The following is a 25,965-nucleotide window of genomic DNA, read 5'->3' as shown; positions in this document are numbered from 1 at the left end:
AAGGACTTGAGGTATCGAATAAAAAGAGTTACATTAATAAAAAACGGAGGTGGATTTCTATGGACACAGCCACTCACCTTGTTATGGGCGTTACTCTAGGAAGTTTGGCAACATTAGATCCAGCTATAGCACAAAGTGATATTGGGCCACAAGCAGTGATGCTTGCAACAATTGCCGGTTCCAATATTCCTGACATCGATACAGTTTTAAAATTGCGTAATAACGCTAAATATATAAGAAATCATCGCGGGATTACTCATTCCATTCCTGCAGTGATTCTTTGGTCACTCCTTATAAGTGGCATCTCTTTCGCCTTCTTTTCAGACGCTCCATATCTGCATCTACTACTTTGGTCATTCATTGCCGTCTTTCTTCATGTCTTTGTGGATATTTTCAATGCCTATGGTACACAGGCATTAAGGCCCTTCACAAAAAAATGGGTAGCGCTCGGCATAATTAATACGTTTGATACTGTCATTTTCTTTATCCATATACTCGCTATCGCCTGTATGCTTGTCGGAGCACATAAAGGCTATACTGCTTTAGCAGCGTATATATTAATGTTTGTTTACTACATCGGTCGCATTATGATGCATCGAAATATTAAAAGTGTAGTATACAAACGTTTCAAAAATGTAGAGAAAGTAATTATCTCTCCTTCTTACAAATTTTATCATTATCATTTAGCCGTCGTTACAACTGAACATTACTACGTCGCAAGATGGCACCGCGGTAACATCCTTGTATACGATAAATTTAATCGCGTACCGTTCCCGAATACCGCCATTATGCAAGCTGCTGTGCGAGATGAAAATATATCCGCTTTCTTATCTTTCTCGCCTGTATATCGCTGGGATGTTTTCGATTATGATAACTATTATGAAGTTCGGTTTATTGATTTGCGGTATCGAAGTAAAGATTATTATCCATTCGTCGCAATCGTTCAGCTCGATCAAAATTTAAATATTATTAGTTCATATACAGGATGGATTTTCAGCGAAGAAAAACTTCGAAAAAAACTGGAATTGCTTCCGCATTAAAAAAAGCGACCTAAGTCGCTTTTTTTAATGTTTCAAATGATCTTCTTGATTGATTAAATGGCTATACTTCGGATTATTTGTACGCATTTCATGAAGGCGCCCTCCATGATTATTAATCCATGTTCGTACCACTTGTTCAGTCATTTCCTCACCTTGGTAACGACCTGATTTAGCATAAGTTGTTTGGAAGTCTTCCCACAGTAATTCAACCCATGCACGAGCTTGTGCGTAAGAAAGGTGGTCATTCTTATCTAATAATTCTTTCGTTAATGTTTCAAACATATCATTCATGTTCTATTCTCCTTTTACCTATTTATCCTTTAATTTCTAAAGGATAGTTTCTTCTATTTTGCACATTCTATAAATGATACTTCTTAAAGAGGTATCAACTGATGATGAGGAGGGCGTTCGCAATGGGTAAACAAGCCGAATTTTGGTCTGAGTCGAAAAATAACAGCAAAATCGAAGGTCAACCGAAAGCGAAATCACGCTTCGCTTCGAAAAGACCTAACGGCACCATTAACACGCACCCACAAGAACGTATGCGTGCTGCAAATCAGCAGGAAGAGTAGTACAGTAACAAACTAAATTAACTTCCTACACGAGGTGATAAAGATGAGCTACCGTGACCATTTAGATCGTCGTTCTGAATTATTTAACCATACGTGGACTCGTCCAAAACATGCGAAAGCGCAAGTTAATGGACAGACGCAACAAACCCAGTCTCTCATTATACTGGCAAACGAATGTAAAAAACGCCAATTTTAGAATCTCCTATCTCCTTTAACGCCTACCAAAGATGAAAGCCAGAGAGATATTCACTCTCTGGTTTTTATTTTTCCTGCAGCAAGGACATTGGTATTCCAATCTCTTCATTATCATTTTGCTTATGTCCCCAAGCAAATACCCCATTGAAATACGTAATTTTAAATACCACACCAGGTTCTTCTACTAATTCATATATCTCACCAATATGGAATTTGTTTATATCAATCATATAAGCACGAGCCATAGCTATTTTTCTCATTAATACATCAAATTCATTTACGATTCCGAGTTGCTCCGCCTTTACTGCTTGCTCCTTTAAATTTCCAATTTCTGCTCGAAGCTCATGTGGTGTCATTTCACTGTAGCGTTTTGGCATATTCATCTTATTTCCCTCATCCCTCTTCACGTTTCATTTGTAAAAATATATCTATCTCATCAATAGAGAATCCTTTTCGATATAACGCTTGTTTCATCTTATTTTCGAATGTCCATCCATCATACTTCTTATATTTCTCGTAATATTTATTCCCATGATAGTGTAACGCTTCTTGTTGCTTCTCGTCATCTTTTTCGTCTTTCAATTCTTCCAAACAAATTTGAATTACATCTCTAGAATACCCTTTACGAACAAGCATTTCTTCTAATTTTTGTTTCATTTGTAAAAATGAATGCTTTTGATAAGATTTTTGTTTCTTTTCTACAAGAAACAAAGCATTCTCAATTTGCTTCTCCTTTGGATACTCTTGTAAACTATGTGTAATGATTAAATCCTGAACACCTTTACTTAATAGCCCTCTCCTAATAACAGTTGGACCTTTCTGATTCACATTACTTTGCGTTCGCACGTATGAAATAGCGTACTCTTTATCATTAATATATCGATCATGTAATAATTTCGAAATGACTTCAGAGATGATGGCCTGTCCCACTTCTTTTTTTCGTAAGAAATCTTCTATTTCTTGTTTTGTTCTCATTTGATAGGATAAATAGGAAATTGCTTGTAAATATGCTTTTTGTACCTCTTCATTGTACAAAATATTCCCTAATGCTACTTCATCAATTTCTAAGCCTTTTTGTAACCCATGTTTCATTAAGATTGCTTGATTCACACTAAACCCGTACTCTTCACCTTGACCTTTATCAATATAAATATTAAATCGTTCTTTCGATCGTTTTTGTACTTCTATTTTTGTAATGACAGCCATACTCTCACCTCTCTACTATTTTAACATAGTCGAGGAACATTTTTATTTTTCAAGAATATATATAATGAGGAGGAAATGATTGTGAAAATCGCAATTTCTGGTGGCTCTGGCTTTATAGGCAAATACCTTTCTAGTTTTTTTATTCAAAAGGGCTATACTGTTTACATTCTTACTCGAAAAAAAACTGCTGAAACTTCGCCCACTAACCTTCAATACGTACAATGGACACCGGATTTACAGACCTTCCCCCTCTCCTCTATCGATGTAGTTATTAATCTAGCTGGAGAGTCTATTAATAGTAGATGGACAAAGAAACAAAAAGAAACAATTTTAAACAGTAGGATTCAAACAACAAGAGGACTCATTAAACAATTACAAGCACTCGCAACAAAACCACACACATTTATTAACGCAAGCGCTATTGGATACTATGGAACATCTGAAACAGAGTCTTTTACCGAGCAACAAGAAACTCCCGGAAATGACTTTTTAGCAGAAACAGTATTTTTATGGGAGCAAGAAGCATCTAAAGCACGTTCTCTTGGAATAAGAACAATCTACTCAAGATTTGGAGTCGTATTAGGTGCAGACGGAGGAGCTCTTCCAAAAATGCTACTTCCCTATCAATTCTATATCGGAGGTACAATTGGATTTGGAAACCAATGGTTATCATGGATTCATATAGACGATGTCGTTCGCATGATTGATTTCATCATACACAAAGAAGAAATTGATGGCCCTCTTAATATTACAGCCCCCCTACCTATAAGAATGAAGGAATTTGGAGAAACCATTGCAACTATAATGAGAAAACCTCATTGGTTACCTGTCCCTTCACTTATGCTTCACGCTTTATTGGGTGAGATGAGTATACTTGTACTAGAAGGGCAACATGTCTTACCTATTAAAGCAATTGAACATGGGTACCAATACACATTTCCGACAGTAAACCATGCATTACGAAATATACTTTCGCATACAATGTAGTACTTCTAAAACACAGTTTTACAAGGGGGTCCTCTTTCAAAACTTTCATTTTCTAGGATCCAGAGCATTACTTCACAAATAACCTTTCAGTTACTTTTTCTTAAATTCCATTAACATTGTAAAGTAACAGAAATGAGGTACCTATGAAAATATTGCTCAAACAAGCCATTGTATATCCTATTACATCTCAAAAATTTCAAGGGGATGTACTTGTTATAGGAGAACGAATTGCTGAGGTCAAACCTTCTATTCAGCCTACTCAAGATATGACCGTTATAGATGCGCGAGCCCTTCATCTCTTACCTGGATTTATTGATGTCCATACTCACCTTGGTCTCTATGATGAAGGCACTGGTTGGGCTGGTAATGATGCAAATGAAACATCTGAAGTTTCAACACCACATATCCGTTCTTTAGACGGGATCCATCCTTTTGATATTGCATTTCAAGACGCTGTGCAAAATGGGGTTACGACTGTTCACGTTATGCCTGGAAGCCAAAATATTATCGGCGGTACTACTTGTGTAATAAAAACTGCTGGAACTTGTATTGATCATATGATTATTCAGGAACCTGCTGGTTTAAAAATTGCCTTTGGAGAAAACCCTAAAAAGGTCCATAGCAACGGCACAAAAGAATCAATAACACGTATGGGAATTATGGGCTTACTTCGTGAATCATTCTATGACGCACAGCACTACGGGCATGAAGCAGATTTTCGAATGCTTCCTATTCTAAAAGCACTACGCCGCGAAATACCGGTACGTATTCACGCTCACCGTGCTGACGATATTAGTTCTGCTTTACGCTTTGCAACAGAATTCAATCTTGATTTACGTATTGAGCATTGTACAGAAGGACACTTTATTGTTGAAGAGCTTTCGAAACACAATTTGAAGGTTTCAGTTGGTCCCACTCTTACACGCCGTTCTAAAATCGAACTAAAAAATAAAACATGGGATACTTACCATATATTATCGAAGAATGGAGTGGAAGTTTCTATAACAACAGATCACCCTTATACACCAATTCAATATTTAAATATTTGTGCTGCTGTCGCAGTAAGAGAAGGATTAGACGAGAAAACTGCACTGGAAGGAATCACTATATTTCCAGCGCGAAATTTACGTTTAGAGGATAGAATTGGAAGCATTGAAGTTGGAAAAGATGCTGATCTCGTGTTATGGACTCACCATCCTTTCCATTATTTAGCCAAGCCTGTACTCACCATGATTGATGGAAAAATAATTTACAAAAAAAATAAAAAAAACTAGTTTATTTTTTTGACTAGATAAAGTATTATACGATTATAAACTGAATGAAACCATAATCAATTTGTGTCGTGATTATCATTTTCAAATTGATGAATGGGGAAGGCAAATGGTGCGCCACCAGCGTTATAAACTGGTTCTAGTGGGTTCGATTCCCACCCCGAAATTTTTTAAAGATTGATATAAAAATTTCGAGGGTGGGTGTTTTTTCGTCATGCTACCCTCGTGTGAGGAGGAGTTAGTGTGTTGAAAAAACGCGACTTACACGACAGCCACGTTCTATACGAGTTAATGGTGGATCCAGCTGTCTTCCCTTTTGTGCGTCAAAAGGCTTATTCTTATGAAGAATATTTATTTTTAACGAAACAAACAATTGAAGCCGAAGAGCGTGGAGAATTGATCTCACGCACAATTTTAGATGAATGGGGTAACCCTATCGGTACAATTACTTTATTTGATGTGCAAGAAAAAGCCGGATTCCTCGGAACCTGGCTTGGCAAACCCTATCATGGTAAAGGATATAATAAATTAGCGAAAGATTCATTTTTTAGCGAACTTTTCTACGAATTAGATATTGAAACGATCTTTATGCGTATTCGTAAAATAAATATCAGGTCTATTAAAGCTGCCGAAAAACTACAATATGTAAATCTAGCAAATGAAACCAGAAAAGCCGTTTATGATGAAATTAACGCGCATGAAGAAGTATATAATTTATATGAAATTCCAAAAGATCAATATACACTTGCAACAATGCGAGATACAACATTCCAAGAAGCACACCAATTAAAAGAAGCGTAATCTAAAAATTCAGAAATGATAATTAATCAATACTAGTTTGACATATATGTATATCACCCCATGTCTTTGGAAACGATAGATAGTGACTTTAGGACACGAGGTGATTTGTAATGGATAAAAAGAAACGTGATAAAGCAAAAAACACATTATCTAGTACACAAGAAGTTCTCTATCAACGAGAATTTCGAAAAGCAGATCGTGCAGCGGGCTATCGCTCAAAAAGCATTTAAAGTGAAACTGAATAATTAGAAGCTTTCCCCCCTAATTATTCAGTTTCATTACATAAGACTTTCCAATGGATTGGCAAAAAGGGTTCCTTATAAATACGGAGCCTTTTTTTGTGGACAACTTTATCCACAAAAACCGTAGAATTGTGCATAAATTCCAAAAGTATTTTACGAATTCATTTATTAAAATGAATTCTAAATGTGAGAATTGTGGATAATTTTCTAAAAATTGTGGACTATGTGGATATAGTTGTTAATATTCCGACTTTACTGTCTAATGGAATCGTAATCCTTTGTGGATAAAGTGAAACTTTAATCAGTGGGAGTTTTGTTTATCCCCACTGATTATTAGCTCTCACCAATCGGGCTTTTACGGGCAGCCCGACCCCCACCTAACTTCTTTGCTTTCGCTGAATTTTTGGGTAGGGGGCTTACTGCCCGCAAATAGCGAGATAAGTTAATAATTCACGTTTTCTTTTTTTACAACAATAAAAAAACCCTCTTTAAATGCTTAAAAGAGGGGTTTCATATTAAGTAAAAGATTCCGCAAGAGCTGGTGATTTAATAGGTATATGATTCGGCTCTGCATGATTTTCTGCCAAAATTGTATCCACAATATGACCAGCTGGCTCAGGACGATAAATACTTTTCATTGCTTCTTTCATTTGAAGAAGCTTCATATCATCTTGCAATAACGCCTCTGTTTTTGCAAAAACTTCACTATCATCACGAATTACAACTGCAGCCCCTTTTTTTTCAAAATACAACGCATTTTCATTTTCTTGTCCTGGGACAGGTTTATATAAAATGACAGGTACTTGTAATGCTGCTGCTTCGCTTAATGTAATACCACCTGGCTTCGTAATCATACAGGAAGTAACACGGAACAACTCATCAATGTTTTCAACATAACCAAATACTTTTAAAGCATCAGAACTTTGTTCCTGTAGTCCCATTAAATCCTGCTTTAAAGCTTCGTTTTTCCCACAAACGACAACTACTTGTAAGTTTGGTACTGACATAAATGACTGGCATAGCTCTTTTACACTCCCTAGCACACCATGAGCACCTGCTACAATGAGTAAAATCTTTTTATCCTTACATAACTGATATTTATTATATATAATTGCTGGATTTATCTTTAGCTCAAAACTGCTACGAATCGGAATCCCTGTTTCAACAATTTGCTCCGCAGATACACCGATATCAACCATCACTTTTTTCACATGATCAGTTGCTACAAAATAACGATCTACTTCTCGATGGATCCATATTTTATGCACGCAAAAATCCGTTAATACGTTATAAACAGGAATAGAAATACCTATTTGCTTTTTCAATTCTGGTACAGCGATGATTGGAAAGGTATTAATAACAATATCCGGTTTCTCCACCTGTAATAGCGCCTTCAAACGCTTTCTCCCAAAATTCGCATACCAAGATGCTATTTTTTTATCATAAATTTTCTCTACACCATAATAAAACAAACGATATAATTCTTTTCCTACCGTATAGCTTTTTAAATATAAATATTTTGTAATATCGGTTATAACTGGATGTGATTCTCCAAACAAGTCGCATACAATTACATCTTTGATTCCTTTTTGACGAAAGGTTTGTTCTAATGTTTTTGCTACTTGCACATGACCGTTACCGTAATGTGCAGTTAATATTAAAACCTTGGGGTTTTTTATCAAACAAATCCACTCCTAGCTTTTTGTTTCTCCATATTGCATATACGACAATAGGAAAAACATTTTCCTTAAACATTACATACTCGGATTCCAATACTCCCCTGTTAGCTATGTACCTGTCGTGGATATGCAAAGCATATAAGATTGACCCCTTAATCCTATCTGTGCTCATATCTTTACATTATACTTTCCTATAAGAGCTTTCGCAATAACTTACAAATGTTATATATTCCATGATACTCACCCTTTTACTTCTTAATTCTTTTTACTATTTTGATTTCCCTTTACAATTATGTAAATTTCTCCGCTTCTTCTTTACAAAAATATGGATATTCTCTCTTCAGTATACTCTGTTCTGAATATATACTCTAGATTTTATTATAAAGAAACAAAAAGTCTAATCCAATATTTGGATTAGACTGCTTTTAAAATATGTTTCGCATGCTCTACATTTTCTTCTGTCGGTGGATTCACATCCGCAAGTGGATACTTATGTCCAAGTGCCTCCCATTTATAAACACCTAGTTTATGATATGGCAACACTTCCACTTTCTTAACATTAGATAGACTTTGAATAAAGCTTGATAATTTTTGTAGATCCTCTTCACCATCGGTAACACCGGGAACCAATACATGTCTTACCCAAATTGGTTTCTTTTTATCCGATAAATAACGAGCAAATTGTAAAATGTGTTCATTTGGTTTCCCTGTTAATTTGCGATGTTTCTTTGAATCAATATGCTTCAAATCCAATAAAACTAAATCTGTATACTCCATTAAAATATCTAGCTTATTTTGGAATTCTGGTTCTTCAGAATAACAACCGCCAGAAGAATCGATTGTTGTATGGATACCAGCTTCTTTGCACTTTTTAAACAAATCAATTAAGAAGTCTAGCTGTAATAGTGGCTCTCCACCGCTAACTGTTATACCGCCTCCAGAAGCTTCAATAAATGGAAGGTAACATGTCACATCCTGCATCACTTCTTCAACTGTTATTTCTTTACCTTTACCGATTTCCCATGTATCAGCATTATGACAATATTGACAACGTAATAAACACCCTTGTGTAAATATGACATAACGAATCCCTGGGCCATCAACAGTACCACAAGACTCTACAGAATGTATTCTTCCTTTTACCATGTTACTTCCTCCTTTATTGAAACAGCCTCCCTCCGCTATATATTAAAAGCGGAGGGACACTTTTTTCACTTACATGCTTTCATGCATTGTACGGTTAATTACATCAATTTGTTGTTCACGAGTTAATTTAATAAAGTTAACAGCGTAACCAGATACACGAATTGTTAATTGTGGATATTTTTCAGGGTGCTCCATTGCATCCATTAATGTTTCACGATTAAATACGTTAATATTTAAGTGGTGTCCTTCTTTTATTGCATATCCATCAAGCATAGATACTAAGTTGCGTACTTGTACATCATCTTCTTTACCAAGTGCTTTTGGAATAATAGAGAACGTATTTGAAATACCATCTTGTGCATCTTCATATGGTAATTTAGCTACAGATAATAATGACGCTAATGCACCTTTTGTATCGCGGCCATGCATTGGGTTTGCACCCGGTGCAAATGGTTCTCCAGTACGACGTCCATCTGGAGTGTTACCAGTTTTCTTACCATATACAACGTTAGATGTGATTGTTAAGATTGACATTGTATGAACAGAATTACGGTATGTTTTATGTTTGCGAAGCTTGTTCATAAATGTTTTCACAAGGTTTACTGCGATTTCATCTACACGATCATCATTGTTACCGTATTTAGGGAAATCTCCTTCGATTTCAAAGTCCACGGCAATACCATTCTCATCACGAATTGGTTTTACTTTTGCGTATTTAATTGCACTTAATGAGTCTGCTACTACAGACAATCCAGCGATACCTGTTGCCATTGTACGAAGAACATTTGTATCATGAAGTGCCATTTCAATACGTTCGTAGCTGTATTTATCGTGCATGTAGTGGATAACATTTAATGTGTTTAAGTATAGACCCGCTAACCATTCCATTGTCATATCGAATTTGCGCATAACTTCTTCATAATCTAATACTTCAGAAGTAATTGGTGCGTACTCAGGACCAACTTGTGCTTTTGATTTTTCATCTTTACCACCGTTAACCGCATATAGTAATGCTTTCGCTAAGTTTGCACGTGCTCCGAAGAACTGCATTTGTTTACCAATTCTCATTGCAGATACACAACAAGCAATACCGTAGTCATCACCGTAGTCAGGACGCATAATGTCATCATTTTCGTATTGAATTGCTGATGTTTTAATAGACATTTTCGCACAATAGTTTTTAAAGTTTTGCGGTAATTGTTTAGACCAAAGAACTGTTAAGTTTGGTTCTGGTGCTGGTCCTAAATTATCTAATGTATGCAAGAAACGGAATGAGTTTTTTGTTACTAACGGACGACCGTCTAATGCCATACCACCGATAGATTCAGTTACCCAAGTTGGATCTCCAGAGAATAGTTCATTGTAATCAGGTGTTCTTGCAAATTTCACAAGACGTAATTTCATAATGAAATGGTCAACAATTTCTTGTGCTTCTTCTTCTGTTAAAGTACCATTTGCTAAATCTCTTTCAATGTAAACATCTAAGAATGTAGATGTACGTCCAAGACTCATTGCTGCCCCGTTTTGCTCTTTAATTGCTGCAAGATAAGCAAAGTATAGCCATTGGAAAGCCTCTTGTGCATTTGTAGCAGGCTTAGAAATATCGAATCCATGAGAAGCAGCCATCTGTTTTAACTCTTGAAGTGCACGCATTTGCTCAGATAATTCTTCGCGTAAACGCATTGTATCTTCGCTCATTACACCACCAGTTAAATTAAAATCAGCTTTTTTCGCTTCAATTAAATGATCTATACCATATAACGCTACGCGGCGATAATCACCGATAATACGTCCACGTCCATATGCATCTGGAAGACCAGTAATAACACCTGATTTACGAGCCGCTTTCATTTCTGGTGTATATGCATCAAATACACCTTGGTTATGAGTTTTACGCCAGTCTCTGAAAATCTTACTAAGTTCTTTATCCATTTCGTATCCATAAGATTCACAAGCTTGTTCCGCCATACGAATACCACCATATGGTTGTAAAGAACGTTTAAATGGTTTATCAGTTTGGAAACCGACTACTTTTTCAATATCTTTATTTAAATATCCTGGTTCATGTGATGTAATAGAAGAAACAATTTTTGTATCCATATCAAGAACGCCACCATTTTCACGTTCTTTCGTTGTTAAATCCATTACTTGATCCCAAAGTTTTTTCGTTGCTTCAGTTGCTTCCGCTAAGAAAGATTCATCTCCTTCGAAAACGTTTACATTATTTAAAATGAAATCGCGAACATCAATCTCTGCTTTCCATTTTTCACCTTTAAAGTTTTCCCACGCGTTTTTTACATTTTCTAATACTTGAGTCATCCTAATCTCCTCCATTTTTGATTAGTACAGGACTAAGATTTTTTATATAACAGCTTACACACTTAGAATACTACTTTTTTTCGGAAGTGGACGAAATAGTTGTGACATGTTTGTGAAATGTTGAACAAACTACTACACTCATAGTGTTAACTTTATTTAAAAGTCTTTATAATTCACCCTTTCTTTAATTGTATTTTTTTGGCATCCTTATGTACGAGTCCTATATTGTAATATAAGAACGATAACCATTGTAGAGCTGTAATACTCTTATCTCCCAATCTGTTATAGCCTTATGACAGATTGAAAAGAAGTGTACCGATTAGGTACACTTCTTTTCATAATAAGATAGAAGCTCTATATAGCTCCTCTATTTCTATTTCCATCGTAAAATCCCCCGCGTCTACCTTGTATTGCAATTACTTCCTCTAGCCCTTCTATATGATCACCAATAATTCGAAGGACAGCTGGAGGATGACCTATTTTCGCAAAATGTTCACTGGGACGAATACGGTTCATCTTATCGACCTCAACACGACTTACACATGCAATTTCGAATCCTGAAAGAATAGCTTTCACTTGCGCTACGCAAGGTGACAGTAAAGATCTATACCCAATTGATTTCAAACACGTCCGGCTAAATGCATTAGGTACAGCAATAAGAGAGCCTACTCCTAAATCTTTTCTATCACAAGCTAAATTTAATGCATATTTAAATGCTGTTACAAGATGAAGTGGTACTCTCAAATCTAAATAATGATTTAAATCATTTAATGCGACATCCGTTCCATCTGCAATAGCTTTTGCAAAGGGGTATAGCTCACTAGCTGGAATAATAAAATCACCGTCTATAAATAACACAATTTCTCCTTTTGCAAAATACGTTCCAAGTGAACGCCCCACATCGTTTCCAAGTGCTTCTTTATACACAATTGTTGTTGCTCCCTTGTCTTTTGCAATTGTTGCCGTTTTATCGGACGAACCATTTACAACAACGATGATTTCCGATGGTTCAATTTTGCGAAGCTCTTCTATAATCTTTCCAATCGTCATCTCTTCATTTTGCACAGGAATAATAACCGATAATTGCTGTCCTTTATACAAATTAGATGTAATGCCCCACCCTTGATAAAAGTCTTCAAAATTTAGAGTATGATAGACACTATCTCTTTTCCTATTTCCATCGCAATATCCCCCGCGCGTATCACTGCCTAATATCCTCTCTGCTACAGCCTCTATATGATCGCCTATCATTCGTTTTTCGGAATGAGAAAGATTCGTGCCGTATGCAGCATGCTCGGTCGGCCGAAATTTATTCGGCGTAATAACGTCAATTGCACAATGGCGACTAATTCTCCATTTACTTTGTGCTAGACGTAAATGAGCCACAATAGGATTAACAAAACATTCATATCCAATACTTTGAACGACTTCTTTGGTCAACGCATGAGGTACAGATAATAAAGAATCAATTTTTAATTCTTCACGTTCTAACATTGCATTTAATATTTGGCGCCATATTGTAATGGAATGTGGTTTTTGTTTCTTTAAAAATAATGCGTCCAAATTATTTAAAACGATGTCAGCCTGATCATGTAAAATTGGATTAAGAAATAATTGTAATTTTGAAGTTGGAATAGCAAAATCCCCATCTATAAATAGTAATACATCACCTATCGCGTGTTTTGCGCCGACTGCACGTCCAACGTCGTTACCAAGTGACTCTTTATACTGGATTACTTTACATCCTAAACGTTCAGCGAAAGCTTCTGTATCATCGTTACAACCATTTGCTACTACAATAATCTCTACTGGATTTAATGGAATTACCGATTGAATTACGTCTGAAATCGTATCTCCTTCATTACATACGGGAATAATAATCGATAACGACTTAGCCATTGTTTTCTTCACGAAACCACTTAATAGTTTCTTTCAATCCTTGTTCCCACGTTACTGTCGCTTGGAACTGAACAAGTTCTCTTAATTTCGTTACATCCGGCTTTCGATTTGGAATTTCTTCAAATCCATGTGGATATACTGCCTCAAATGGAACGTGCACAATTTTTGAAGAAGACTTCGTTATTTTTTTTATATCTTCCGCTACTTCCCTTATATTTTTTTCATTCTCAGAACCTATATTAATAATTTCACCATTTACCTTTTCATCCATTGCACGAATCGTTGCCTCTACCGCATCACTTACATACGTAAAGCAACGTGTCTGCCGTCCATCTCCATACACGAGAATATCGTCACCTTGCAAAGCCGCACGAATAAACCGTGGAATTACTCCTGCGTACGGACCATCTTTCGCTCTTGGGCCATAAATATTAAAATAACGAACAATCGTTACAGGTAAACCTTCTAATGCGTACCCTAAACATAATGTTTCTTCTAACGTTTTACAAACTGCATAACTCCAACGTATTTTGGAAGTTGCACCGTATAAACGATCTCCTTCTTCAAAGAATGGAGGTTTTCCCTTTCCGTATACTTCCGAAGTAGATGCGAAAACTACTTTCTTCTTTCCTTTTAGCGCTGCTTGTAAAATATTTCTCGTTCCATCGAAATTTGTTTCAATAAGCTCTACACTTTTTTCCATTGTAGTTTTGACTCCCAAAATCGCAGCTAAATGAAACACCACATCATGTTGATTCACTAATTCACAAATTGAACTTTTATCTAAAACGCTTATTGGAATAACACGTATATCTTGCATTAATTCATTATGATATTTATTTTTCCCTTTATAGAAATTATCAACAATAGTGACCTCATAGCCTCTTTCCACCAATTCTTCAGCTAAATGCGAACCAATAAATCCTGCTCCACCTGTAATTAAATATTTTTTACTCATACACTCACCTTTTTTACAATTCCACGTGTATCTATTAATCGCTCAATCCCTTTAAAAAGATTCCAATCGATACTAGAGTGATCCGTTACAATTAAAATACAATCTGCTTGTTTAATTCTTTGTTCATCTAATGGAACGGATTGATATAGTGTATCTCCCATTTTCGCTGTAGAAATATACGGATCATGATATTCTATCTTGTATCCTTCTTTTATTAATAATTGAATAATTGGCAACGCTGGTGATTCTCTCAAATCATTTATATCTTTCTTATATGCAATCCCTACAATTAAAACCGTTGCGGGTGATTGCACCACACCTTTTACTTTCCCAATTATTTTCTCTGGCATTTCTTCATTAATTACATGTGCAGCCTCAATTAATTGACTAATTGCTCCACTCTTTTTTATTCTCCACTGAAAATATAAAGGGTCTACTGGAATACAATGTCCTCCTATCCCTGGTCCTGGCCAATATGAGGTAAATCCAAACGGTTTTGTAGATGCTGCTTCAAGTGCCTCATAAAAATCAATTCCTAAACTTTCACAAAGTATATTTAACTCATTTACTAATGAAATATTAACTAAACGCTGAATATTTTCAAATAGCTTACACATCTCTGCTACTTTCGGGGAGCTAACTGGAACAACCATATCAAATATAGTGCTATACAAATCCTGTACTTTTTGCTTACACTTTTCTGTTTGCCCACTAATAACTTTTGGAATAGTTTGGACTGAATACTGACTATTCGCTGGGTCAATTCGCTCTGGTGAATAGCCAATATAATAATCTTCTCCTACCTTTTTACCTGTTTGAGAAATAATAGGAATGATAACTTCCTCCAGTGTACCTGGATATGTGGAGCTTTCAAAAATGAAGGTTTGTCCTTTTTGAAGGTTTTGTTGTATATAATGGGAGGCTGAAATGAGGGCACTTAAATCTGGTTCTTTCTGCTCCTTAATTGGAGTCGGCACGGTCACAATGACATAATCGCTATGCTTAAAATCCGCAACACCTTTATCTGGTGTATTCACTATTATTTTTTTTTCGTTTATTAAGCCTTGTAATACTTTAGAAGACACATCAGGAATATAACTTTCTCCTTTTATAATTGATTCTATTTTCCTAGTATCCTTATCTAATCCAAGTACAGCATGTCCTCTTTCTGCAAAAAGGACGGCTAAAGGAAGGCCAACATATCCTAATCCAATAATGGTTACTTTACTACTAGCATTCATCTATATTCTCTTCTTCCCTTCTCAATTGTAGTATTATATCTCTATCCCTTTCTCCATCTGTAAAACTTCCACGCTCGTCTGTATATTGTAATAAATAAGCAATCGCCTCAAGCTGATCTCCGAAAATACGATCGAATGCAGGAATTCGTCCGTTTACAAATCCATGTTGTTCTGGACGTATACGGTTCGGTTTTATAACATCAACAAAATCTATTGCTCTTATAGAAAAATTAGCTAAAATAGCTTTCATTTGAGCTAACGGTGGAATAACGAGGGCCTCGTATCCAATCTTCTCTATTACTTTTTTATGCATAGCATGTGGTACTGCTGTTAATGAGTTGTTCCATAAGTCTGGTCGTTTTGCTACTAAATTCACGAAATATTTCCCCATACTAATTGGATCTGTGGGATGAAACATATCCAATAAGCACTGCAAGTCATTTAATGCAACATCATTTCCAACTTCTACAGCATGTAAAAATGGAACTAGATCTTTCGCGTCAATCACAAAATCACCATCTAAAAATAAATAAATATCAGCCGTAGCATGCATGGCTCCTATTGCTCTTGCCACATTATGCCCAAGTGCTTTTGAAAATTCAAGGACAATAACATTCTCTAGTTTTGCTTGTTTAATTGTCTCCACATCTGCTCCATTCGCAACAACTATAATTTCATCTACTCCTGCTTTTTTCACTTCTTGTATGACAGATCTTATAGTCATTCTTTCTTCTGATACTGGTATAATCGCACTGTATTTCGCTTTTTTCCGTTGTAATAAAACTGGTTTATACTTCCCTATAAACTCTCTATCCCTGTTTCCCTCCGAAAAACCGCCGCGTTTACCATATGTTTCGATTACGTATTGCAAAGCACGCAAATGATCACCCATAATACGACTAGTCGCTTTCGGATAAGGAGAACCAGGTGATGTACCAGTATGCACAGGACGAACCTTATTCGTGTGAATTACATCGACCGAAGCCATATCAACAATATCTACTCTTCTAGACATCGCCATCGCTTGAAATAATGCGGGATCTGCTAAATTCCACCATCCAAGTCTCTCGATAACTTCCCGGTTCATCGCATGTGGAATTGCGATTAAAGAACCAACAACAAGCTCTTTTTTATTCAAATAACGATTCAACATGAATTTTCCAACTGTCGTATAATGTGGTCTCATCTTTAAATAAACGGACCATGTTAAATTATTCACAACAATTTGATGCCCATGCTGAATTCCTTTCACGAAACGTTGTAGTTCTTTACTATCAATGACGATATCACCATCTAAAAACAATACAATTTCACCTTTTGCTTCTCTAGCTCCAATTGCCCTTCCTACATCATTGCCAAGAGAATGTTTATAATAAATTACATGGCAACTATGCTGTAATGCGACTTCCTTCGTTCCATCTGTTGATCCATTATCTACCACAATAATTTCATACGGCTCGAGCTTCTCCACTTCTACTAAAACTTGTGATAAAGTACTTGCTTCATTATGCGCTGGAATAACAACTGATATTCTCATACTTGTATCACTCTTACCCTTCCAAACGAACATAAGCAATAATAGGAATACGCACAAGTACATCTTCAGGTGGTCCATAAGAAGGAGATGTACGAACGCTTACTGCCCCATCCGTCACAGATAAAAGAATGCCCACAACAATTTCAACCGCTGTAACAACTTGCACTAGTTCACCAACATGGTTACGCAATTCATCAGTAAATAACATATATAAGTCTCCTTTCTTACGCTTCTTTAATTGATATAATACTTGTAAATGGTAATAAAACTTCTGTTCCTGCTCCTTCTTGCAGTGTTAAGAAATCGTCACCAACTGCTACAATAACACCTGTTAACTGTCCAACTGTCACAGTAATTTCCACGTTTTTACCTAAATACTGCTTTGCAATTTCTTTAAAAGGTGATGTATTACATTCTTTTAAAATGTTACAAATAATGGATTGAAATTGATTTGATTCAATAAACTCTTCCGTAGCTTGTTTGGAATTTCTTTGAATAAATCTCGCGAAGTTTTGTGAAAATAAAAGTCGTTCCACGGCAGGCAGTAACTTGTCATCTAAAAAATAACCTAATTGTCTATTAAACAATTTGGATAATTTATACCAATATTTTCTGAACAGACACATATGCTTCTTCTCCTCCTATTAATATTACAGTATATAAATTTACATCTATACATCTTAATGTATACAAAGCAGGCTTTTTTTGTGATAGGTAAGACATACATTTTTCAAAGAAACAATATTTTCTAATCACATAATAAAGATAGATAGTGTTCCATCTATCTTTATATATATTTTAATTTTCAATTGTAATAATGGCAGCTGCACTGTAATAAAAAAATTCGTTTCGCATTATGTGCATGATACTTATGTATACTCACCTTCCTTTTTCCGTTTATTTTATTATCACATTATATATACGTTCTCAATACAAAAAAGACTATCCAAAAGGGATAGTCTCTTACACTTCAATATTTCGTAACATCGTATAAATGTCGTTATTCACTTTACCAAATGATTTAATGTTGTTTTGAATGTTAGATAATAAAACAACATACACACTACCATTTTTACTAAGTCCATTTAAGCAATTCCAACCTGGCATTACACCATGATTTGAATAACTGCCTGGATCCACGTACCAGCCAAATCCGTAATCCTTTTTCACAGCTGTAAACATTTGATCATAACTCTCTTTTGAAATTAACTTTCCAGAAAAGAGTGCTTCATTAAATAAATATAAATCATGTGCACTTGTATATATATCACCACAACCATATAGTTGTGACATACTTGGAATATTAGGTGTTGTCATATTGTTATTTACTATTTTATAACCTGTCGATGGGAACCTTGTTTGTTCTAATGCTTTACCAAAACCAGAATGTTTCATACCCGCAGTAGCAAAAATATGTTGTTTAATATATTCTTCGAGCGACTGTCCACTTACCTTCTCGGCAATGTAAGCAAGTATAGAGTAGTTCGAATCTGAATACTTCCATTTCTCTCCTGGACCTGCAACACGCTTTTGGTTTCCTATTCGTTTTATCAATTCTTCATGAGAAATGTCCTCTGTTCCCTGCTCATATTCTGGAATCCCTGATGTATGTGTTAATAGATGTTTTAGCTGAATGCTATTACCTTGAGGAAAATCTGGAATATACTTTGCAACCGTATCCTCTACTTGTAACTTATTTTGATCTTTTAATTGCATAATAGCGGTCGCTACAAACGCCTTTGAAATAGAGCCAATATAAAAAGTCGTCTCTGAATTATTCGGTACTTGCTTCTCTTTATTCGCCATACCGTACCCTTTATTCAAAAGAACTTTCCCGTTCTTCACAATAACAGCTGTCCCACTAAATCCTGCGCTCTGTAAATATTGATCCAATTGAGCGTTTTCATTAATTTCTTGAGGTGGTCCTTCAGCAGGCTGCTCTGCAACTTGCGCTTGCTTCACTTGTTCTTCCAGCTCTTTTTGTTTTTGTGCTTCTTGTTTCTTTTTTTCTTCTTCCTTTTTTAGCTCTTCTTGTTTCTTCATTTCTGCTGCCGCTTTTAAAGTTTCTTCTTTCTTATTATGCGCAACAATTTTTGTATACATGAAATATACAATTGAAAATAGTAAGACGAGAATGATTGTTCTTTTTATGTATACAATCGGCCGACGTGCTTTCCCATTCGCATTATTTTTTTCCTGATCCATGATTGCCTTTTTCCCCTTACTCACCAATAATTTACTTCCTCTACTAAAGATTTATTTTAGTAGATTATAGATACTCCATTCTATATCATCCCTACTTTATCACGCACTGCACATATTACCAACCTATATGTACAAAAAAGAAAAAGAAAATTTACAAAAGTAAGATTCCCGTTAAATGTTTAACATCAAAAAAGAGGATATCCTCTAAAAAACTGATGTTATCAATCTTTTGGGATACCCTCTTATCTAATTATTTATACGTGTTTTTTCATATCATCGGCAACAGATTCCACATTTGTACCTACGATAACTTGTACACTTGTGTTACTTAATTTCATAACACCTTTTGCACCAGCACGCTTTAATGCTGCTTCATTTACTTGACCAGCATCTTTCACTTGTAGGCGTAGACGTGTTGCACAGTTATCAATAACTGTTAAGTTTTCTTTTCCACCTAAAGCTGCTACGTAAGTTTCACCAATTGAACCTGCAACTGGTGCATCACCCTCTTCAGCTAACTCATCGTCATCTTCACGACCAGGAGTTTTCAAGTCGAACTTCTTAATTAAGAAGTAGAATACTACAAAGTAAATTGCTGCGTAAATTAAACCTATTCCCGCTAGCAATACTGGTTTTGTTGCAATACCAAAGTTTAAAACGTAATCGATTGCACCGGCACTAAATGAGAAACCATCATGAATGCCAAGTGTTGTTGTAATGAATAAAGAAAGACCAGTTAATACAGCATGAATACCATATAGTACTGGAGATAAGAACATGAATGAGAATTCAATCGGTTCTGTAATACCAGTTAAGAATGAAGTTAATGCTAGACCACCTAACATACCTGTAACCATTTTACGTTTTTCTGGTTTAGCAGCTGCAATCATTGCGAAACATGCTGCTGGTAAACCGAACATCATAATTGGGAAGAAACCAGTCATAAACATACCTGCTGATGGATCTTTTGCAAAGAAGCGTGCAATATCACCATGAACGATATCACCAGCTGCGTTTGTAAAGTCACCAAGTACAAACCAGAAGTATGTGTTCATTACATGGTGTAAACCGATTGGAATTAATAAACGGTTTAATAATCCGAATAAACCAGCACCAACTGAACCTAAGTTCACGATGCCGTGTGCTACCGCATCAATACCACTTTGAATTGTTGGCCAAATTTGACCGAATACTAATCCTAAAAGAAGCATTACAATAGAAGTAATGATTGGTACGAAACGTTTCCCTGCAAAGAAACCTAACCATTCTGGTAATTTGATCTTATGGAATTTGTTATATAGTAATCCGGCAACAACCCCAGCAATAATACCACCAAGTATGGCCATATTTATTTTTGGTGTTAACGCCGCTGCTTTTGAAACTTTTGTCATTGTATCTGCTAATTTAGTTGGATCTGCTGAACCGACTAAATCCTGAACACTTTTTAATTTATCATTCAGCTCTGCTGCTGAATATGCCTTACTTAGAGCGTTCGTTGTATTTTGTAAAACAAGATATCCGATTGCCCCAGCAAGTCCTGCTGCTCCACTACCATCAATAGACAAACCGATTGCAACACCAATTGCAAAAATAAGTGCTAAATTATCAAAAATTGCTGCACCGGCCTGTGCCATAACAGGAATATTAAATACATCTTCTTGTCCTAAACGAAGCAATAATCCTGCTGCTGGTAGTACTGCGATTGGAAGCATTAACGCTTTACCAATACGTTGTAAAAACTGCAACATTTTAATTCCCCCTATCAAATTTATGAAATCGTTATCATTATAAGTACGCTTTAGAAAACGCTTTCCATTACATAACCATAATAACATATAGTTGTATAGATGTGTAGTTTTTATTTCCGAACTTTTTATGGATAAGTTTTCTATTTCCAAACTGTTATATAAAAGGAAAATTCTCCTTTTTCAATACAGTATAATCTGAACGAACGACTCACTATAGAACATGTAACTTTCGTTTTATCATTCCACTTTTTCATGTTATTATTTATTTCCGAGCATATCGGGAAAAGTAAACTTAGTTAATTCGAAATAGGAGCGTTGGTACTATGCAGTGCATTGAAACAAACAACTTACAGCAGTTGTTAGAACAAGTAAAACCATATACGAAAAAAGGAAAACTTGCTACTTATATCCCCGAACTAGGAAATGCAGATCCAGATGATTTAGGGATTGCCATTTTCCATAAAGAAACAGAATATATCCATGCTGGCAACTCACAAACACTATTTACTCTTCAAAGTATTTCCAAAGTAATTACACTTGCACTTGCACTTTTAGATCGTGGTGAAGAATATGTATTTTCTAAAGTTGGAATGGAGCCAACTGGTGACCCTTTCAATTCTATTATTAAGTTAGAAACTACAAGTCCTTCCAAACCTCTTAATCCAATGATTAATGCAGGAGCACTAGCTATTACAAGCATGTTAGCAGGAAAAGATAACGAAGAAAAAATGGATCATATACTTCATTTTGTACGTGAAATAACAGATAATCCTACTATTAATTATTCTTCTAAAGTTGCCAATTCAGAATTAGAGACTGCTTACTTAAACCGTTCACTTTGTTACTATATGAAACAAAACGGAATTATCGATTGTGATATTGAAGAACTTATGGATTTATACACTCGCCAATGTGCAGTTGAAGTAAACTGTATCGATTTAGCACGTATTGGCTTAATTTTTGCAATGGATGGATATGATCCATATAAAAAGAAACAGATCATCCCTAAACATATTACGAAAATCTGTAAAACATTTATGGTTACTTGCGGGATGTATAATGAATCTGGTGAATTTGCAATTCGTGTTGGAATCCCTGCAAAAAGTGGTGTAGCTGGTGGTATTTTTGGCTGCGTAAAAGGCGAGATGGGGATTGGCATTTTCGGACCGGCTTTAGACGCAAACGGAAATAGTATCGCTGGTTTTAAAATTCTTGAACTTCTTTCTGCGCAAGAAGGTTGGAGCATTTTTTAATTGAGTGTTCTCCTGCTAATATAGCAGGATTTTTTTTACGAAAAATTCATTATTACTGCTCATCAAGAACCTTATAAAAACAGTACTGAAAGTTTCTCTTTATTATGCATATTTGCTCCCCCTCCCTGAATAATATAGTACAACCTAGCGCTATATGTGGAGGTGTAAAAGATGAAACTCATATTTCAAATGGCGAAACAACCTGTTCTTGAAAAAACAATTCTTCTTTTTATATTGAGTATTGTAGAAAGCTTAAAGCTAAAAGTTGTTTCACTCGACGAAGCTCACCGATACATATTCAACTTAGAAGTACTTGAACTATTAATGGATCGGAACATCGATGATCAAGTACTTGAACTTATTCATTTCGGGATGGGACTTGAAGACATTCATCATGTGCTTCCTGAAGAACTTGAGCATACTATCGAGGAATTAAAATGGCTTTGCATCCAAGTGTTAAGTGAATACAGTATGCATGAAGAATCGGAACAATTAATTGAAGATATACGCTAAAAAGCACCTATATAGGTGCTTTTAATGTTTTTTCAAACTATTTTTATACGTTTCAATATTTACTGGTAGCTCTTCCTCTTCTAAAGTATGTTCATTTACATCTTTATGAATGAACGCACCTTTAGGTGGTTGATGATCATGCCCTTTTTTCTTATGATCAAATGCTTTCCCGCGTCCCATACGGATCCCCCCCTTTCTTTAAAAGAAATCCGTATTAGTATGGAAAAAAGTACGTCGATATATGCAACCCCTTGCTGTATTTCCAAGGAAATACTCGAATCTTGTTTTCTATTCTCCTTACAACAACTGATCGATCCCAATAAGAATTAATAACACTCCTGCAATTATCGTCGCCCATTTCCCTAAGTATTCAGCTAAAAATCGTTTTCCCACATACGCAAAACCACTAATACAAATAAAACTAAACACCCCAGAAATACATGCCGTAAGCCAAAGGTTTAAATTTGTTACTCCCGCATCAAATCCACCTGCAATATTATTTATGGATAATGCAACTCCTAATACAATTGCTTCAGAAAAACTAATTGTTTTAGAACCATCAAAATCTGCTTTTTCTGGATCACGCAAAATCCCCATAAGTACACTACCATCTTTAGATCCTAAGGTGTCTTTTTGACTCAAGAAAGGCTGACATAAAATAAACACCCCGATTATCCCTAAAACAATTGCCCCAACAAGGTTTGCTGTAAACTCCGAAATATATAATGCAATCCAATTCCCAAAAAATCCAGCTAGTAAAGTAAATGAAAATCCAAAAAATGCGATGATAAAATTGTTAAACCACGAAATTCGAATTTTACGAATACCATACGCAATCCCAACACCTGCATTATCTAAATTAGACGCAATTCCGATTAAAAAAATTGAAAATAAACTTGCCGTGCTCATCGTACAGTCACCCCTTTTCTCACTTTTCAATGCATATTATGAAAATGTTGAGCAACTGTGCCTGTCTGTTTCATATACTTGTAATAAATGCTCAACATTTTTTCAACGATAGACAATAGAAAAGGAGTGCCTACATTATGCCCAATGAAAATCCAAATGAGAGGCTCGGTAAATTAATAAAGAAACTGGTAAAGGAGCGCGCTCTATCTATGCGCCAACTAGGAACACTGACAAATATTGATCCCGCAACAATTTCAAGAATAATTAATGGCAAACAACAACCGAAGCAAAACCATTTACAAAAATTCGCAAAATGTCTACAAGTTCCACCGCAATTATTACTTGATGAAATGTACCCTGACTCTCCACACATAAATAAGGAAAAAGCAGATATGTACACATCTCTCGATACAATTCAGCAAACATTACAATCCTCTAACCTATTCGACTTCGAGTACACAACAACTCGTGTGAAACAAGAACTTGAAAATTACGAGCGCTATGCCCAAACTACTGAAGGCGAAAAACGTATTCACGAGAGTTTCAAAAGTAAACTAGAACAAATTGATAGTGCCGGCCCTTTCATTGAACAATTAACAAGTATGTACCAACAATTTTGTACAGAAACCATTTCAAACGAAGAACGTGCAATTATTGGGGGTGCCTTACTATATTTCATTTTATCAACAGACATTATCCCCGATTATCTTTTTCCGATTGGCTATTTAGATGATGCAATTGCCGTTGAATTAGCTAAAGAGAAATTAATTAAAGTCAAACGAAGAACATAAAAAGCATAACAAGCTATTTCAGATATTGAATTTATCCACCTCTGAAATAGTTACAAAAAAATCGTACAAGCATACTTACTCGCACGATTCAACAATCAAACTATTTTCTTATTTTTTCGTATGACACCATTCATATATGAACGCTGTTATTACTTTTGTAAATTCAATTAACTGTTCAACTTCAACTTTCTCATTTATTGAATGAGCTTCTTCTAATGTACCTGGTCCGTAAATAACAGCTGGAATGTTAAACTCACTAAACCAGCCACCATCAGTTACTGTAGCAGACATATCTAAAATTGCGATTTTCTGTAATATAGATTCATGTACAGAACTTAGCTTCTGAATAGCTGTATGATTACTATCTACTTCTAAAGAAGGAAAAATCTCACCTCGATCAACAATCATTGATTCTCCGCCCCACTTAAATTGTGGTGGGTTCTCGCTTAACCATGGATCTGCTGCTGCCACTTTTCCTAAATACTCTTCTATTTCTTCTATTATTTGTTCATGCGTTTCATTTGGATAAAAGTGAACCGTAATCCATAACCTGCATTCATCCGCAATAAATGCCGCATGACGCCCTCCTTCAATGACAGCAGGATTAATTGTTGTTGTTCCAGATGGATAGCCTTCATATGTTTTCATGACTGCCCAATGACGCTCTAATTCTTGTAAGCTTTGAACAATTTTCATCATTTTTTCAATTGCACTAGCTCCAAATAGACGCCCTCCAGCATGTATCATTTGTCTACGTGTTGCATCATGAAACGTTTGCGGGCTTTTCACAGTAATCCATCCAGTAATTACGCCACCCTGTCCTTGCATATGTAAATCACTCGTATCCACTACTACCGCAAAATCAGCATCATAACCTCTTTTGCAGCATTGAAGTGTACCAGCTTCCCCAACTTCTTCCCCAATTACCGATTGAAATATTAAATCTCCAGGTAATCCAATGCCAGCTTCTTGTAAAAGCTGAATAGCAAATAACGCTCCAGCTAGTCCACCTTTCATATCTGCCGCGCCTCTCCCAACTAACCAACCGTCTTTTATAAACGGCTCAAACGGATTTGTTTCCCACACCTCATCTACCGATACTTCAGCTACATCCATATGGCCATTAATAATTAAACTTTTGTAGGACTCACTTTCTACTCCTTTTTTGACTCCAACAACATTCGGATCATTCGGATATACATCCCATTTATCAATACTAAAATTTCGTTTTTTTAGAAACTCTGCAACAAATTCTTGCGCTTCATTGGTATTTCTCGCTGGTGGTGCTGGTGTTTCAAAACGAATTAATGTTTTTGTAAGTTCTAGTAATTCTTCTTTCCTTGAATCTATTTGTTTTAACAACTGTGAAACTTCTGGATTCATCAATAACTCCCCTTTGCATACAGTATGTTTCCAGCTTTATTTTCACAAAAAAAGAGACTGTTTACAATTA

Annotated in this window: 27 protein-coding genes; 10 read left to right on the top strand and 17 right to left on the bottom strand. The window is 35.7% G+C overall.

Annotated features, from left to right (window positions below):
* Nucleotides 1-59 precede the first annotated feature (59 nt).
* Nucleotides 60-1,040, top strand: coding sequence for a metal-dependent hydrolase (locus QUF93_RS04970; RefSeq protein WP_002115950.1), 981 nt, complete (start codon nt 60-62; stop codon nt 1,038-1,040).
* A 24-nt stretch (nt 1,041-1,064) separates the two neighbouring features.
* On the opposite strand, the gene QUF93_RS04965 is transcribed toward QUF93_RS04970, so the two are convergent.
* Nucleotides 1,065-1,331: a YfhJ family protein gene (locus tag QUF93_RS04965; RefSeq protein ID WP_002115948.1), complete on the bottom strand. Its 267-nt coding sequence runs from the start codon at nt 1,329-1,331 to the stop codon at nt 1,065-1,067.
* Nucleotides 1,332-1,453: 122 nt separating this feature from the next.
* On the opposite strand from QUF93_RS04965, the gene QUF93_RS04960 reads away from it, so the two are divergent.
* Entirely contained in the window at nt 1,454-1,612 is a 159-nt protein-coding gene (locus tag QUF93_RS04960) for a small, acid-soluble spore protein K (protein WP_000517893.1), read from the top strand.
* 43 nt (nt 1,613-1,655) lie between these two features.
* Entirely contained in the window at nt 1,656-1,808 is a 153-nt protein-coding gene (locus tag QUF93_RS04955) for a YpzG family protein (RefSeq protein WP_002010325.1), read from the top strand.
* A 64-nt stretch (nt 1,809-1,872) separates the two neighbouring features.
* Here the strand turns inward: QUF93_RS04955 and QUF93_RS04950 are convergent, their stop codons facing one another.
* Nucleotides 1,873-2,190, bottom strand: a complete 318-nt coding sequence (locus QUF93_RS04950; RefSeq protein WP_289358034.1) for a YfhH family protein — start codon at nt 2,188-2,190, stop codon at nt 1,873-1,875.
* A 10-nt stretch (nt 2,191-2,200) separates the two neighbouring features.
* Nucleotides 2,201-3,013 (bottom strand): recombination regulator RecX, encoded by an 813-nt coding sequence (recX, locus tag QUF93_RS04945; protein ID WP_289358033.1) that lies wholly within the window; start codon nt 3,011-3,013, stop codon nt 2,201-2,203.
* 81 nt (nt 3,014-3,094) lie between these two features.
* Here recX and QUF93_RS04940 point away from each other — a divergent pair, with 81 nt between their 5' ends.
* The 4 genes from QUF93_RS04940 to QUF93_RS04925 all read left to right on the top strand — a co-directional run bounded on the left by QUF93_RS04940 (nt 3,095) and on the right by QUF93_RS04925 (nt 6,302).
* Nucleotides 3,095-4,000, top strand: coding sequence for a TIGR01777 family oxidoreductase (locus QUF93_RS04940; RefSeq protein WP_289358032.1), 906 nt, complete (start codon nt 3,095-3,097; stop codon nt 3,998-4,000).
* A 143-nt stretch (nt 4,001-4,143) separates the two neighbouring features.
* Nucleotides 4,144-5,274 carry an amidohydrolase gene (locus QUF93_RS04935; RefSeq protein ID WP_002115941.1) on the top strand — a complete coding sequence of 377 codons (1,131 nt, stop codon included), beginning with the start codon at nt 4,144-4,146 and terminating at the stop codon, nt 5,272-5,274.
* Nucleotides 5,275-5,514: 240 nt separating this feature from the next.
* A complete protein-coding gene (locus QUF93_RS04930) occupies nt 5,515-6,072 on the top strand; it encodes a GNAT family N-acetyltransferase (protein ID WP_002091129.1) in 558 nt (185 codons plus the stop codon).
* Nucleotides 6,073-6,182: 110 nt separating this feature from the next.
* On the top strand, nt 6,183-6,302 hold the full coding sequence (locus QUF93_RS04925) for a YfhE family protein (protein WP_000358484.1): 120 nt from the start codon (nt 6,183-6,185) through the stop codon (nt 6,300-6,302).
* 527 nt (nt 6,303-6,829) lie between these two features.
* Here QUF93_RS04925 and QUF93_RS04920 read toward each other — a convergent pair.
* From QUF93_RS04920 to nagE, 11 genes are all read right to left on the bottom strand, one after another.
* The gene (locus QUF93_RS04920) at nt 6,830-7,996 is read right to left on the bottom strand and encodes a diglucosyl diacylglycerol synthase (protein ID WP_289358031.1); all 1,167 of its coding nucleotides are present in this window, start codon (nt 7,994-7,996) and stop codon (nt 6,830-6,832) included.
* Between the two features lie 411 nt (nt 7,997-8,407).
* On the bottom strand, nt 8,408-9,139 hold the full coding sequence (pflA, locus tag QUF93_RS04915) for a pyruvate formate-lyase-activating protein (RefSeq protein ID WP_088057443.1): 732 nt from the start codon (nt 9,137-9,139) through the stop codon (nt 8,408-8,410).
* 69 nt (nt 9,140-9,208) lie between these two features.
* Nucleotides 9,209-11,458, bottom strand: a complete 2,250-nt coding sequence (gene pflB, locus QUF93_RS04910; RefSeq protein WP_289358030.1) for a formate C-acetyltransferase — start codon at nt 11,456-11,458, stop codon at nt 9,209-9,211.
* A gap of 354 nt (nt 11,459-11,812) precedes the next feature.
* Complete coding sequence (locus QUF93_RS04905; protein WP_289360958.1) at nt 11,813-13,357, bottom strand: glycosyltransferase family 2 protein; 1,545 nt, start codon at nt 13,355-13,357, stop codon at nt 11,813-11,815.
* Nucleotides 13,350-14,315 carry a UDP-N-acetyl-alpha-D-glucosaminuronate decarboxylase gene (locus QUF93_RS04900; protein ID WP_088057437.1) on the bottom strand — a complete coding sequence of 322 codons (966 nt, stop codon included), beginning with the start codon at nt 14,313-14,315 and terminating at the stop codon, nt 13,350-13,352. The genes QUF93_RS04905 and QUF93_RS04900 overlap by 8 nt, the downstream gene beginning before the upstream one ends.
* A complete protein-coding gene (locus QUF93_RS04895; RefSeq protein WP_088057434.1) occupies nt 14,312-15,556 on the bottom strand; it encodes a nucleotide sugar dehydrogenase in 1,245 nt (414 codons plus the stop codon). Before QUF93_RS04895 ends, QUF93_RS04900 begins: the two co-directional genes overlap by 4 nt.
* The gene (locus QUF93_RS04890) at nt 15,546-17,093 is read right to left on the bottom strand and encodes a glycosyltransferase family 2 protein (RefSeq protein WP_289358029.1); all 1,548 of its coding nucleotides are present in this window, start codon (nt 17,091-17,093) and stop codon (nt 15,546-15,548) included. Before QUF93_RS04890 ends, QUF93_RS04895 begins: the two co-directional genes overlap by 11 nt.
* A gap of 13 nt (nt 17,094-17,106) precedes the next feature.
* Nucleotides 17,107-17,301 (bottom strand): LSm family protein, encoded by a 195-nt coding sequence (locus tag QUF93_RS04885; protein ID WP_215560877.1) that lies wholly within the window; start codon nt 17,299-17,301, stop codon nt 17,107-17,109.
* A gap of 16 nt (nt 17,302-17,317) precedes the next feature.
* Nucleotides 17,318-17,719 carry an LSm family protein gene (locus QUF93_RS04880; RefSeq protein WP_289358028.1) on the bottom strand — a complete coding sequence of 134 codons (402 nt, stop codon included), beginning with the start codon at nt 17,717-17,719 and terminating at the stop codon, nt 17,318-17,320.
* A 337-nt stretch (nt 17,720-18,056) separates the two neighbouring features.
* Complete coding sequence (locus QUF93_RS04875; RefSeq protein ID WP_289375219.1) at nt 18,057-19,325, bottom strand: serine hydrolase domain-containing protein; 1,269 nt, start codon at nt 19,323-19,325, stop codon at nt 18,057-18,059.
* 227 nt (nt 19,326-19,552) lie between these two features.
* Complete coding sequence (nagE, locus tag QUF93_RS04870) at nt 19,553-21,046, bottom strand: N-acetylglucosamine-specific PTS transporter subunit IIBC (protein ID WP_289358026.1); 1,494 nt, start codon at nt 21,044-21,046, stop codon at nt 19,553-19,555.
* Nucleotides 21,047-21,369: 323 nt separating this feature from the next.
* Here nagE and glsA point away from each other — a divergent pair, with 323 nt between their 5' ends.
* Together glsA and QUF93_RS04860 are read left to right on the top strand one after the other, a co-directional pair.
* Entirely contained in the window at nt 21,370-22,299 is a 930-nt protein-coding gene (glsA, locus tag QUF93_RS04865; protein WP_088057426.1) for a glutaminase A, read from the top strand.
* A gap of 171 nt (nt 22,300-22,470) precedes the next feature.
* Complete coding sequence (locus QUF93_RS04860; RefSeq protein WP_002115915.1) at nt 22,471-22,812, top strand: DUF3969 family protein; 342 nt, start codon at nt 22,471-22,473, stop codon at nt 22,810-22,812.
* Nucleotides 22,813-22,833: 21 nt separating this feature from the next.
* Here the strand turns inward: QUF93_RS04860 and QUF93_RS04855 are convergent, their stop codons facing one another.
* Together QUF93_RS04855 and QUF93_RS04850 are read right to left on the bottom strand one after the other, a co-directional pair.
* Nucleotides 22,834-22,992: a hypothetical protein gene (locus tag QUF93_RS04855; protein WP_000532411.1), complete on the bottom strand. Its 159-nt coding sequence runs from the start codon at nt 22,990-22,992 to the stop codon at nt 22,834-22,836.
* A gap of 117 nt (nt 22,993-23,109) precedes the next feature.
* A complete protein-coding gene (locus QUF93_RS04850) occupies nt 23,110-23,721 on the bottom strand; it encodes a manganese efflux pump (protein ID WP_002115912.1) in 612 nt (203 codons plus the stop codon).
* Nucleotides 23,722-23,858: 137 nt separating this feature from the next.
* On the opposite strand from QUF93_RS04850, the gene QUF93_RS04845 reads away from it, so the two are divergent.
* Complete coding sequence (locus QUF93_RS04845) at nt 23,859-24,512, top strand: helix-turn-helix domain-containing protein (RefSeq protein ID WP_002115910.1); 654 nt, start codon at nt 23,859-23,861, stop codon at nt 24,510-24,512.
* A 108-nt stretch (nt 24,513-24,620) separates the two neighbouring features.
* On the opposite strand, the gene QUF93_RS04840 is transcribed toward QUF93_RS04845, so the two are convergent.
* Complete coding sequence (locus tag QUF93_RS04840; protein ID WP_289358025.1) at nt 24,621-25,895, bottom strand: acetylornithine deacetylase; 1,275 nt, start codon at nt 25,893-25,895, stop codon at nt 24,621-24,623.
* Nucleotides 25,896-25,965: the final 70 nt, after the last annotated feature.

Source organism: Bacillus hominis (assembly GCF_030348325.1).
GTDB classification, from domain to species: domain Bacteria; phylum Bacillota; class Bacilli; order Bacillales; family Bacillaceae_G; genus Bacillus_A; species Bacillus_A hominis.
The sequence above is the reverse complement of the archived record's forward strand: the minus strand, read 5'-3'. Positions and strand labels throughout refer to the sequence as shown.